The following is a 12,976-nucleotide window of genomic DNA, read 5'->3' as shown; positions in this document are numbered from 1 at the left end:
AAACTTTACCTTTGTCCGAAAAGCTGGTTTGGTTTACCAAAATAATCATGTTAATCACCTAATTTATGAAGACCTTATTTAAATATGCGACCGTTGTGCTCCTCCTGGCAGGGACTTCCGCCTGCTCGCAGCCTTCGAAGCGCGCTTCGATCATTGACGAAAACATCGCCGTCGCCGAAAAGCAGATCGGCATGCTGGCCGATTCGAGCGAGACGGGCGGTGTGATCCGCATCCCCTCGACCTGGAAGAACGGGCGGATCGACTACGTGCCCGTCGACGACTGGGTGAGCGGTTTCTTCGCCGGGACGCTGTGGTACATGTACGAACTGACGGGCGACGAGGCATGGGCCGCGCGCGCACGGAAGCATACCGAGATCCTCGATTCGGTGCAGTACCTGCAATGGCATCACGACGTGGGCTTCATGGTCTACGACAGCTACGGCAACGGACTGCGGCTGAAAAACATACCCGGCTACGAGGATGTGATCGTCCAGACGGCCAAGTCGCTCGCGACGCGTTTCCGGCCGGTGCCGGGCGTCATCCAGTCGTGGGACGCCGACCGCGGCTGGCAGGGCGAGCGAGGCTGGCAGTGCCCGGTGATCATCGACAACATGATGAATCTCGAACTGATGTTCAAGGCCACGGAGTTTTCGGGCGACAGCACCTATTATAATATCGCGGTGAAGCATGCCGACCGAACGATGAAGGAGCACTTCCGCGACGATTACAGCTGTTATCACGTCGTGGACTACGACCTGACGACGGGCGACGTGCGCGGACGCTGCACGGCGCAGGGCTATGCCGACGATTCGGCGTGGGCGCGCGGACAGGCATGGGCCGTCTACGGCTATACGGCCTGCTACCGTTACACGGGCGACAAACGCTACCTCGACCATGCGCGGAAGGTGGCCGGTTTCATGCTGGGCGACAAGAACATGCCCGCCGATCTGGTTCCCTACTGGGACTACGATGCGCCGAACATTCCCAATGAACCGCGCGACGTCTCGACGGCGGCCATCATCGCTTCGGCGTTCTACGAAATGTACACCTATACGGGGGACGGGCTGTATAAGCAGAAGGCCGACCGGATCGTCGAGTCGCTCTCGTCGCCGGCCTACCGCGCTCCGGTGGGCGGCAACGGCGGGTTCCTGCTGATGCACTCCGTGGGCAGCATCCCGCACGGCAGCAATATCGACGTGCCGCTGAACTACGCAGATTACTATTTCCTTGAGGCGCTGATCCGCAAGGGCCGCTTGGAGGCGGGCGAACCTTTGTTTTAAACCGGACGCCCATGTATAAACTGTTGTTTCTCGCCGCTGCGTCGGTGTGGTCGTGGGCCGCACCGGCGCAGTCGGTGCGGGAGGTCGCCGATGCGCGGATTCTTTCGTTTGAGGAGTCTGCGGCGCCTTTCACGGCGTCGGAAGGCTCGTCGCTGTCCGTCTCGGGCCACCATTACAAGCACGGTGCGCACGCGCTCCGCTGGCAATGGTCGCGGGCGGGCGCCCGGGTGCGCATCGAATCCCCGGTGGGTTACCTGTCGGAAAATCCCAATCCCAGGGAGACCTCCGTTTCGACCTTCGTGTTCTGGGTCTACGCCCCGAAGGCGCTCGACGGGAAACTGCGTTTCGAGTTCCGCAAGGAGGGGCGCACCTGCGCGTGGTTCGACTACGGACTGGAGTTCACCGGCTGGCGCGGGGCATGGGTGGCTTTCGACCGCGACATGCAGGGCCGGCCCGAGGAGGGGATGGACGAACTGGTCGTCACGGCGGAGGGCGTCGAACGGGGCGAGTTGTATTTCGACCACCTGATTCTCTCCTCGTTTCAGGACGTGCGGCACCATACGGCCGATTTCCAGGCGCCGTTCATCAACGCCGCGACCACGAGCCACTGGCTCACGCTGCTGCAATCGTGGCGCAATCCGATGCCCGCACTCCCCGCCGCGGTCGGTGAGGGGGAGCGGCGCGATATGGCGACCGTCGAACGGCGTCTGCGCGAACTGCTGCTCGAAGGCCGGAAGCCGATGGCGATGAAGACCCTGCGTAAACGCTTCGACGCATACGGCATTGCGGAAAATCCCGACGGGACGCTTCGGGGCAAGCCGATCTGGTTCGTGCGCTATGCCGAGACCTATATCAATCTGGGCCATCCCGATGTCGGCAAACTGTTCAACGACAACGGCCAGACGCTGCGCAAATACAACGACTTCCTGTTCCAGGTCGCCGTGGCCCACGATGCCGCTGCGGACGCCGCCGAGCGGGCGGAGCTGGAACGGATGTATGTGCTGCTGACGCGGCATCTTCTGGATCAGGGCTTCGCCGCGGGAAGTGCGCAGGGAACCCTGCACCACCTGGGGTACAGCATGCGCAATTTTTACACGGCTCCCGTCATCATGCGCGACGTGCTGCGTCGCGCCGGGCTGGAACACGACGTGCAGCAGGCTATGGAGTGGTTTTCGGGCGTGGGCGAGGTGAAACTTCCGCCGGCGGAGCCGGGGATGGACATCGACGCGTTCAACACCTCGCTCGTCGGCCGTCTGGCGAGCATCGTGATGCTCCCGGACACCCCGGTGAAAGCGGCCTGGCTGGAGGCGTTCTCCCGTTGGGTCGACAACGGATATAAGGTCACCGAGGGGACCGGACCCTGCTTCAAGAGCGACGGCACGGTCTTCCACCACCGGCGTCACTACCCGGCCTATGCCGTGGACGGGTTCAGCGGCGGGGCCGTGAATGCCGTGTGGCTGTTGTCGAAGACGCAGTTCGCGGTGAGCGCCGAAAGCCATGCCGTTCTGAAACGCGCGCTGCTCGAAATGCGCTTCTACTGCAATCTGCGGTCGTTTCCGCTGGCCCTTTCGGGCCGTCATCCCGACGGCCGCGGAGAACTGGTCCCGTGGCATTATGCCCGGCTGGCCGTCGCGGGTACGCCCGACGGCCGCGGGGAGATCGACCCGGAGCTGGCCGCCGCCTACCTGCGCGTGGCCAAAGGAAAAGACGCTTATACGCGGCTGTTCGCCGAAAAGGGCTTCGCTCCCGAACCTTCGCCTGCGGGGAACCGCGTCTACGGCTACAATGCCTCGGTGTCGCACCGGCGCGCCGACTGGCTGGTGACCGTCGCGGGCCACAGCCGCTATCTCTGGTCGGCGGAGATTTACCAGGGAGCCAACCACTACGGCCGCTACCTGACGCACGGCAGCATGCAGCTGCTTGCAGACGGCGATCCCGTGAGCGCCTTCGGCAGCGGGTTCCGGCAGGAGGGCTGGGACTGGCGGCACATTCCCGGGACGACGGCGCTCAAAATCCCGATGGAGCGGATGAAGGCCGATATCCGGAACGTCGACACCGCGTCGGGCTACGAGGAGATGCTCCTCTCCGACGAGGCCTTCGCCGGAGGCGTCAGCCACAGGGGCCGCGACGGGGTGTTCGCGATGGAACTCCACGAGCACGACAAATACAACGGTTCGTTGCGGGCGCGCAAGTCGTGGTTTTTCTTCGACAACCGCATCGTCTGTATGGGTTCCGACATCGAAAACAAGGCCGAGGGCGGTGTGCATACGACGCTGTTCCAGAATTTTCTGGCGGACGCGGCCGATCCGCTCGTCGTGAACGGCGAGGCGGTGACGCAGTTCCCCTACCGGGCCGAACTTGCGGGCGGCGCCGTCCTGCGCGACAACCTGCGCAACGCTTACTTCGTGCCGAAAGGTAGGGTAGTCGTTTCGAAATCACTTCAGCGTTCGCTCGACGAGGAGACCGACGCCCCGACGCAGAACAATTTCGCAACGGCGTGGATAGATCACGGCAGCGGGTCCGTCAGCGGCGGCGGGTACGAATACATGCTGGCCGTGCACGCTTCGGACGAAGAGGCGGTCCGCTACGCGCGGGAACTTCCCTACGAGGTGCTGCGCCGCGACGCCTCGGCGCATATCCTGCGCGACAAGCCGTCGGGCATTACGGGCTATGCCCTTTTTGCCGCCGGTAAGGTGGGCGAGGGGTTGCTGGAAAGCGTTTCGCTGCCTTCGCTGGTGATGATCGGCGGGGATGGCGAAGGGCTGACGGTGAGCGCTGCGGACCCCGACCTGCGTTTCTACGAGGGGCCGAGCGACGAGGTGTTCGATGCCGACGGCAGGCGCGCCGAGCGGAGCGTCTACTCCCGCAAGTGGATCGACAATCCCTCGGGAGAGTCGCAGCTGGAGGTCGTGATCCGCGGCCGCTGGCAGTCCGCAGACGATAGGCCGGAGTGCCGGATCGAACCCGCGGGCGAAAACACCGCTTTGATCTTCACGAGCCGCGAAGGTGCGACGCGCGAAGTGAACCTGATTGAAATGAAATAAGACACGATGTTGAAAATTAGAATTGCAATTCCGTTTGCGGGCCTCGCCCTGACGGCCTGCGGGCAGTCGGAGGCCGGGCGCCCCAACGTGATCTACGTATTTCCGGACCAGTATCGCAACTCCTCGCTGGGGTTCTGGAGCGATCCGGAGTTCGCCGCCGAGGTGGGGTGGAAGGGCGATCCGGTCGCAACGCCCAACCTCGACCGCTTCGCCCGCGAAGCCACGGTGCTGACCGAGGCGGTGAGCAATTTCCCCGTGAGCAGCCCCCACCGGGGCATGTTGCTTTCGGGCATGTATCCCGAGCGGAACGGCGTGGTGCTGAACTGCATGTCGGAGCGTCCCGAAAGTTCGCTGCGCGAGGACGTCGAGTGTATCGGCGACGTCTTCTCGGCGGCGGGCTACGACTGCGCCTACATCGGCAAGCTGCACGCCGACTTCCCGACGAAGAACAACCCCCAGCGTCCGGGAACCTACGTCAGCGACGCCGTTCCCGAGTGGGACGCCTACACGCCGCCCGAACGCCGCCACGGGTTCAACTACTGGTACTCCTACGGCACCTACGACGTGCACAAGCATCCTCATTACTGGGATACCGACGGCAACCGTCACGATGTCGACGAGTGGTCGCCGCGGCACGAAGTTTCGAAAGCCATCGAATATATCGAAAACAAGGGCGGCGTGCGCGATCCCGAAAAACCGTTCCTGATGATGATCGGCATGAATCCGCCGCATTCGCCCTACGCTTCGACCGACGACTGCGACCTGGAGGGGTATGAACGTTACAAGGACAAGTCGCTGACCGAACTGCTCGTGCGCGACAACGCCGACACGACGATGGCCAAGGCCGCCGCCGTGCGTTACTATTTTGCCAACGTGAGCGGTATCGACCGCGAGTTCGGCCGCCTGCTCGCTGCGCTGGACAGGGCGGGGCTTACGGAGAACACGATCGTGGTCTTCGCTTCGGACCACGGCGAGACGATGACCAGCCATTCGACCGACGACCCCAAGAACTCGATCTGGCGCGAGTCGCTGAACATTCCCTTTCTGGTGCGCTATCCGGGGCGGGTGCCGCACCGTGTGGACGATCTGCTGCTCTCGACGCCCGACATCATGCCGACGCTGCTGGGGCTGGCGGGCCTCGGGGAGCGGATTCCCGCGAGTGTCGAGGGGCGCGACTACTCGGCCGTGCTGCGGCAGGACGCCGTGCAGCCCGAACGCCCGCGCGCTGCCCTTTACATGCGCAACCTCGACGGCGGGCGCGATGCCGACGGACTGGTCCGCGGCTTCTTCGCCCAGGCGCGCGGCGTGAAGACCGCAACGCATACGATGGAGCTGCGTATCGGCCGCGACGGGACGCTCGAACGCGTGCTGATGTTCGACGATGCGGCCGATCCCTACCAGCTGCACAACCTCGCGCCGGAGGAGCATCCCGCGCTGTTCGCCGCGCTGTGCCGCGAACTGGCTGTGTTGCTGCGCGACAACGACGACGTGTGGTTCCGCGAGGGCGTCTTGTCCGACGTGGTTCCCTATGATACGAATAACTAACAATCAATCGGATATGAATAAATTGTTTTTGTGGATTGCAGCGGCCTCGGCCTTTGTGCTGCAATCGTGTGAGAACACCGACGGCATCCGCGACGAGATCGGGAGCCTGCGCGACCGGGTGATTGCGCTGGAGGCGAAGATCGGCAGCGTGAACACCTCCATTGTGGCGCTCCACAAGTTGATGGACGAGTCGACGATCATCGTCGGGATCAAACCCAACGCAAAGGGGTACGAGATCGAGTTGAGCGACGGAACCCGGCTGCCCGTCATCCTCGGTGAGAAGATCGAGGCGCTGGTTCCCGTCATGGGCATCGACGCCGAGGGCTACTGGACCGTGAGCCTCGACGGCGGAGCCACTTCCGAGCGGCTGAAGGTCGGCGGAGAGTACGTTTCGGCATGGCCCGTTTCGGGCGGCGACCATAAGCCCGGCGCCGAGGGCGTCACCCCGCAGCTGAAGGTTTCGGCCGACGGGGAGTGGCTCGTGAGCCTCGACGGCGGGGCGACCTACGCGCCGCTTTTGCAAAACGGACAGCCGGTCAATGCCTTGGGGGATAAAGTCGTCGTCAGTTACAGTTCGGCTTTCAAGTCGGTGACTTACGACGCGACGACCGGACTTTTGGCGGTCGAACTGCTCGACGGCGAAAAACTTACGCTTCCCGTCTTCGACGATTTCGGACTGACGGTGACGGCTTCCGACAACGAGACTTTCCGCCTCGGGGAGACCCGGGCCTTCGAGGTCGTGCAGAACAACGTCGCCGAGGCGGTGATCGACGCTCCTGCGGGCTGGACGGCCGTGCTTGGCGAGACGACGCTGACGGTCAAGGCTCCCGCGACGTTCGACGCCGCTTCGCAGCAGGCGGCGGTCTCGGTGACGGTCTATTCGGACAGGAAATACCGGAAACTCGTCACGCTGAACGTGACGCTGCTCGACGAGCAGGTGGATGCCAACGCCGCTCTGGCATGGCGGAATTTTAAGGCCGGAACTGCGGATAACGTCCTGCTCGATTATTCGTATGCCGGTTACAAGCACGGCGAGGAGGCTCCGGCCGATGTCTGGGGACTGGGCTACAAGGTTTACAACGTCGTCGACTACGGCGCCGATCCCACGGGCGTCAGGTCCTCGCGCGGGGCGTTGACTGCGCTGCTCAAGGAGCTGAAACTTTCCGGGCGGAGCGATGCGGGGGCGAACCTCGCGAATGCCAATGCCCGGGCGGTGATCTATTTCCCCGAGGGGCGTTTCGTCCTCCACAACGACGACGACAACGTGGTGGACCCAACCTCCGCCAACCAGAAATACACCGATTCGAAGGGGAACAACCGCAGCGAGGAGATTTTCATTCGCGGGGGGTATTTCGTGCTCAAGGGCGCGGGCCGCGGCAAGACGACGCTCGTCATGGACACGCCCAACCTGCCGAACAACTCGGAGCAGATGTGGTCGTCGCCCATGATGATCAATATCAAGCACAATTCGGGACTTTCGGACCTCACGACGGTGACGGGCGACGCCGCACGCGGCACGTTCTCGGTGGAGGTGGCTTCGGCGGCCGGCATCGGGAAGGGCGACTGGGTGTGCCTTTCGCTTTCGAACAACGACCCGACGCTGGTGGCGCAGGAGCTGGCGCCGCACCGGGTCGAGGGAAACATGACCGATATTCAGACCATTACGGTCGAGGACTATCACCAGGTGGCTTCCGTAAGCGGCAACCGCGTGACCTTCGCCGAACCGATCATGTACGCTGTGGAGGCCAAATGGGGCTGGAAAATCCGTAAATACCCCCATTATGAACATGTCGGCGTCGAGGACCTCACGTTCGAGGGTCGCTCGAAGGAGAACTTCGGCCACCACGCTTCGTGGGAGGACGACGGGGCTTACAAGCCGCTCAACATGATGCGTCTGACCGATTCGTGGATTCGCCGCGTCGATTTCAGGGGCGTCAGCGAGGCGTTGTCGATCGTGTCGAGCGCCAACTGCTCGGCCTACGACATCGAGATCAGCGGCAACCGCGGCCACTCGGGCGTGCGCTCGCAGTCCTCGTCGCGCATCTTCATCGGCAAGGTCTGCGACCGCAGCCGCGGGCAGGCTGTCTCGCCGCCCTATACGAGCACGGGGTATTTCGAAAACGCCGGACAGTACCACGCCTCGGGTGTGTCGAACACCTCGCTGGGGGCCGTGCTGTGGAACAACACGTGGGGTGACGACGCCTTCTTCGAGTCGCACTCCAGGCAGCCGCGCGCCACGCTCGTCGACCGCTGCACGGGCGGATTCGTGCAATGGCGTTTCGGCGGCGACGAAACCAACGTGCCCAACCACCTGGGCGACCTGACGATCTGGAATCTGAACGCCACGCGTGCGGCGCACGATTTCGGGGCCGAACCGTTCAAGTGGTGGCTCTCCTCGGACAAGTGGTGGAAGACCATGCCGCCGATCATCGTCGGATTCCACGGCGCGGCGGTCACCTTCGACGAGAGCGCCGAACAGGTGAAATACCTCGAAAGCAACGGCGCGGCCGTCGAGCCGCTGTCGCTCTACGAAGCGCAGCTGCGCCAGCGGTTAGGGTATGTCCCCGCATGGCTCAATTCATTGAAATAGAATAAAAAACCAAACATATTATGAAAAAGTATCTGATCCTGATCTTCGTCGCGCTGGCTGCGGTTTTCCAGTCGTGCGACAACAACGACGACCTGTGGGATGCGATCGACGACCTGAAGAGCCGCGTGCAGGCGCTCGAAACGCAGGTCGACGCGCTGAACGGCAACATCGAGGCGTTGCAGAAACTCTACGGCGGCGCCACGATCTCCAAGGTCGAGACCTCCGATGGCAAATATCTCATCACGCTGACCAACGGCGAGACCATCGAACTGGTGCAGGGCAGCGAGGCCGAGGCCGTGATTCCGATCGTCTCGATCAACGACAAGGGCGAGTGGCAGGTGTCGACCGACAACGGAGCCACGTTCACCTCGCTCGGCGTGAAGGCCGTGGCCGAGGACGGCACGACGCCCCGGTTCCGCATCGACGAGGCCACCGGCTACTGGCAGGTGAGCTACGACGGCGGCACCTCCTTCGAAAATGTGAAGGACACCAAGGGGCAGCCCGTCAAGGCCATCGGCTCGGGTACGGTGACCGACAAGTTCTTCGAGGAGGTGAAGGTCGACGGCGGCGACCTCTATATCAGGCTGCTCGGCGGCGAGGAACTGCGCATTCCGATCGTGAACGATTTCTTCTGCCGGATCGTCACGCCGACCGAGGGCGTGCAGACGTTCGACGCCGGGGCCACCAAGCGTTTCGTGGTGGAGATCCGAGGTGTCGAGCAGGTGAAACTGTCGGCTCCCGAGGGCTGGTCGGCACGCCTGACCGATGCCGTGGATGAGAGGGCCGAACTGATCGTGACGGCCCCCGCAGCCGTGACCCGCGCCACGGCCGACACGTCGAAGGACGTGGCGATCGAGGCCTTTGCGGCCGGCGGGCTTTCGACGGTGGCCAAAATCCAGGTTGAGAGCACCGGAACGGCTCCCGTCGCTCCGACGGTTGCGGTGACCAACTCCGCGACGGTCGAGCCCACGCAGTCGGCGCTGACCTTCGACGTTGCGCCCTCGGCCAATGCCGACGGCTGGAAATACCTCTGCCTCAAATCGACGGAAGCGGCTCCCGACGCCGCCAGGGTTCTTGCCGAAGGCACGGCCGGTACGGGTACGGGCGTGACGGTCAGGAATCTCGAAGCCAATACGGCCTATACGATCTACGTGGTCGCCTATGCCGGCGATCTGACGAGCGAGGTGGCAAGCGTGCAGAACACGACGGCGGCGGCTCCCGTTACCGCCGAGACGGACTACTATCAGGATTATCAGGACGGGAAAGACATCGCGCTGGGCGACCTGACGATCAATAAGACGGTCTATCCGGAAGCGCAGCTGCTCAAGCCCTCCGAACTGACCGCTGCGATCATTACGGCCGGAGGTTTGATTTTCGTCGACAACTCCGATGCTGCCGATCTGTCGTTCACGATTTCGGGCGCGTCGATCAATATGGGCGACATCGTGCTGATCGGCCGTTATCCCGAACGTGCGCAGGCGACGATCTCCGGGCTGGAACTGCGTTGCAAGTACAATGCGGCTTTCAAGAACCTGCATATCGCGGCTTCGGGCAATTACAACCTCTTTACGACGACCAATGCCACCTATGATCCGACGCTGCATGTCGAGGATTGTACCGTGGATGCCGCCTACAATGTGGTTTACGATTCGCACAATACGCAGAATTTCAAGAGTGTCTATTTCGGGAATTCGATCGTGAAGATGACCGTCGCCAACAAGCCGTTCTATTCGACCAAATCGAAAGGAGCCTATACGCAGCAGTCGATCCGTTTGGAGAATAATGTCTTCTATGCCGAAACGCCTTTGCAGAACTACCTGATCAACTGCGGGGACAGGTCGCAGGCATTCCAGACGACCCGGCTTCAGGTCGAGGTGACGAACAATACGATTTATAACATTTACCAGCCGAACATTATGATCCGGGCTTATGTCCTCGCAGGGCTGACCGTGACCAAGAATGTCGGGTATTATACCGGTGTTACCGCGAAAAATTATCTGACGGGTGTGTATGACACGGCCGGATTTACGGCTGACAAGGCGGAGGTAACCTATAATTACCTCTACACCGCGCCGGTCAGCGATACGAATTTCTGGTCGGCGAAGCATACCGGAAGCTACACGCCTGCAAACAACCAGATGGGCGACGGCGTGGAAGCTCCGTTCTCTTCGATGGATGCGGCGAAGGGGTATTTCCCGGTCGACGCTTCGGTGGTGAAGACGGGTGCGGGAGCGACCTACGACACGAAGGCGTGGTTCAAGGCGGAGTAATTCCGGCTTGCCGTAACGAAAAACTCCGGCCTGCATTTTCGCAGGCCGGAGTTTTTTCGTTGAGCCGAAGAGGCGGATCAGCCGATCCAGCTTGTCAGAATCTTCATGCCGCCGTCGGGCGTGAAGGCGAGCGAACGGGCCGAAGCCGGAATCAGGACCGTTTCGCCCTGGTGCACCGGAACCGCTGCGCCGCTGTCGTCGGTGAGCGTACCGCGGCCCTCGATGCAAATCGCCACGACGAACGAGTCGAGCGACGCGAGGTCGAGCGTCTCGGGGCGGGTCAGATCGTAGAGCGACGTGGTGAAATAAGGGCACGACACCAGCTCTACGCGCGTGTCCTGCGCCGGCTCGTAATGCGTCCGGTAATCGGGCAGCACGGTGTAGTCGATGGCGCCCTTCGCCAGTTCGGTGTGCAGTTCGCGGGTGTTGCCGTTGGCATCGCGGCGGTTGAAATCGTAGATGCGGTAGGTGATGTTCGAGGTCTGCTGGATTTCGGCGATGAACGACCCCGCGCCGATCGAGTGCACACGTCCCGCGGGCAGGAAAAACACGTTGCCCGGTGCGATCTTGTAGTCGGCCAGGATGTCCGTGATGGTGTTGTCCCCGACGCTGGCCTCGTACTCGGCCGGCGTTACCTGCTTCGAGAAGCCCGAACGCAGGTGCGCGTCCTTATCCGCCGACACCACGTACCACATTTCGGTCTTGCCCTTGGATTTGTGGCGTTCCCATGCCAGCTCATCGTTCGGGTGCACCTGGATCGAGAGATCCTGCCGGGCGTCGATGAACTTGATCAGCAGCGGGAACTCCTCGCCGAAACGCCCGTAGTTGGCTTTGCCCAACAGCGCCGCGCCGTGGCGGGCGATCAGTTCCGGGAGCGATGTCCCGGCTTCGGGGCCTTCGGCGACGACGGACTCGTTGTCCTTGACGCCCGAAAGCTCCCAGCTTTCGCCGATGTTGCGCTGGTCGGTGGCGATTCCCTTGTAAGGGGCGATCTTCTCGCCGCCCCAGATCAGGGATTTCAGAATCGGTTGAAATTTATACATGGTCGATCTATTTTATGCGTTTTCCGTGTCGAGCTGGCTCAAGGCGAAAGCGTATGCTCCGACCGAAATGGCTTGGCTCGCGCCGAGTTTCGAAATGGTCACGCCGATGCGTTTTTGCGGGTCGTAGGCCACGTAGCGGTCCGTGCCGTAGACTTTCAGGGGCCGCTGCGCGCCCTTGGCGAATTCGCGGAATTCAGTCTCGTCGTCCAGATCGTAAACCTTCATCTGCACGCGGTTCAACTCGTTGCCGTTGAGCTGGTGCATCTTCGAACGCAGCTCGTTCAGCAGGCTGGGCATGATCCATTTGCGGGCCGCCGTGATGCCGCCGCCGATGACGATCAGGCCGTCCACCAGCGTCACGGCCGTAGCCATGGCGTCGCCGGCGATCTCGCCCATTTCGGCAAAAGCCTTCTTCGCGGCCTCGACATCTCCCGGGCGTTTACCCTCGGCGATTTCGCAGATATCTTTCGGTTCGAAGGTGTGGTTCACGTCGCCCGAAGCTTCGCCGTAGACGCGTTTCACGGCACGGATCGACGCCCCGTCCTCGACGATGATTTCGGGCATTTTCTTGTGACGCAGGCAGAACGTCTCGACGCATGAGTTGTCGCCGCGGTTCAGCCGGTTGTCGATCACAAGGCCCACGCCGAGTCCCGTGCCGAAGGTGTAGCCGACGAGGTTTTTGTATTTCTTCGGGCTTCCCAGCGCTTCGAGCCGGGCGTTGACCTCGGGCAGGGCGCCTCCCAGCGCCTCGCCGTAGGCGAACAGGTCGCCGTCGTTGTTGATGTATACCGGGATGCCGAATTTCGCTTCGAGGAACGGACCCAGCGCCACGCCTTCGCGGAACGACGGGAAGTTGGGCAGATAACCGCCGATGATGCCGTTCGGATAGTCGGCCGGGCCGGGGAATGCGAAACTGATGGCTACGGGTTTTTCGGACAGACGGTCGATGACGGCCTGGAACCCTTCGACCATCGTCGCGAGGCATTTGTCGAGGTTCTCGGCATGCGACGGGAGGGTGATCGGCTCCACAATGAATTTGTTGGCCTGCATGGCGCCGAAAACGAGGTTCGTGCCGCCGGCGTCGAGGGTGATGACCACCCGGTTGTCATGGCTGTACATATTGAGTAGTTTTGTTTGGATTGTCGGTGTTCCGGTAGGCAAAGATACATAAAAATTGAACGGGTGCAAAACCGAATTGCGCGAA

The 12,976-nt window shown here is 62.2% G+C and carries 7 protein-coding genes; 5 read left to right on the top strand and 2 right to left on the bottom strand.

Annotated features, from left to right (window positions below):
- Positions 1–65: 65 nt before the first annotated feature.
- The 5 genes from DWW03_RS10905 to DWW03_RS10885 are packed head-to-tail and all read left to right on the top strand — an operon-like array spanning position 66 to position 10,729.
- Positions 66–1,280: a glycoside hydrolase family 88 protein gene (locus DWW03_RS10905; RefSeq protein ID WP_022062220.1), complete on the top strand. Its 1,215-nt coding sequence runs from the start codon at positions 66–68 to the stop codon at positions 1,278–1,280.
- An 11-nt stretch (positions 1,281–1,291) separates the two neighbouring features.
- Entirely contained in the window at positions 1,292–4,324 is a 3,033-nt protein-coding gene (locus DWW03_RS10900) for a chondroitinase family polysaccharide lyase (RefSeq protein WP_118406755.1), read from the top strand.
- A 6-nt stretch (positions 4,325–4,330) separates the two neighbouring features.
- The gene (locus tag DWW03_RS10895; protein WP_022062222.1) at positions 4,331–5,869 is read left to right on the top strand and encodes a sulfatase; all 1,539 of its coding nucleotides are present in this window, start codon (positions 4,331–4,333) and stop codon (positions 5,867–5,869) included.
- 13 nt (positions 5,870–5,882) lie between these two features.
- Entirely contained in the window at positions 5,883–8,459 is a 2,577-nt protein-coding gene (locus tag DWW03_RS10890; protein WP_118406754.1) for a DUF4955 domain-containing protein, read from the top strand.
- A gap of 20 nt (positions 8,460–8,479) precedes the next feature.
- Entirely contained in the window at positions 8,480–10,729 is a 2,250-nt protein-coding gene (locus tag DWW03_RS10885) for a PL29 family lyase N-terminal domain-containing protein (protein ID WP_118406753.1), read from the top strand.
- 77 nt (positions 10,730–10,806) lie between these two features.
- Here the strand turns inward: DWW03_RS10885 and DWW03_RS10880 are convergent, their stop codons facing one another.
- Positions 10,807–11,772: a type I phosphomannose isomerase catalytic subunit gene (locus DWW03_RS10880; protein WP_022062225.1), complete on the bottom strand. Its 966-nt coding sequence runs from the start codon at positions 11,770–11,772 to the stop codon at positions 10,807–10,809.
- Between the two features lie 12 nt (positions 11,773–11,784).
- Positions 11,785–12,891: an ROK family protein gene (locus DWW03_RS10875; protein ID WP_015546317.1), complete on the bottom strand. Its 1,107-nt coding sequence runs from the start codon at positions 12,889–12,891 to the stop codon at positions 11,785–11,787.
- Positions 12,892–12,976 lie beyond the last annotated feature (85 nt).

The organism is Alistipes sp. AF14-19, from assembly GCF_003461645.1.
Lineage (GTDB): Bacteria > Bacteroidota > Bacteroidia > Bacteroidales > Rikenellaceae > Alistipes > Alistipes shahii.
The sequence above is the reverse complement of the archived record's forward strand: the minus strand, read 5'-3'. Positions and strand labels throughout refer to the sequence as shown.

Bases quoted from the DNA above. Each gene is read 5' to 3' on its own strand.
- DWW03_RS10880 (WP_022062225.1), bottom strand. From the start codon at position 11,772: ATGTATAAATTTCAACCGATTCTGAAATCCCTGATCTGGGGCGGCGAG.
- DWW03_RS10905 (WP_022062220.1), top strand. From the start codon at position 66: ATGAAGACCTTATTTAAATATGCGACCGTTGTGCTCCTCCTGGCAGGG.
- DWW03_RS10890 (WP_118406754.1), top strand. From the start codon at position 5,883: ATGAATAAATTGTTTTTGTGGATTGCAGCGGCCTCGGCCTTTGTGCTG.
- DWW03_RS10900 (WP_118406755.1), top strand. From the start codon at position 1,292: ATGTATAAACTGTTGTTTCTCGCCGCTGCGTCGGTGTGGTCGTGGGCC.
- DWW03_RS10875 (WP_015546317.1), bottom strand. From the start codon at position 12,891: ATGTACAGCCATGACAACCGGGTGGTCATCACCCTCGACGCCGGCGGC.
- DWW03_RS10885 (WP_118406753.1), top strand. From the start codon at position 8,480: ATGAAAAAGTATCTGATCCTGATCTTCGTCGCGCTGGCTGCGGTTTTC.
- DWW03_RS10895 (WP_022062222.1), top strand. From the start codon at position 4,331: ATGTTGAAAATTAGAATTGCAATTCCGTTTGCGGGCCTCGCCCTGACG.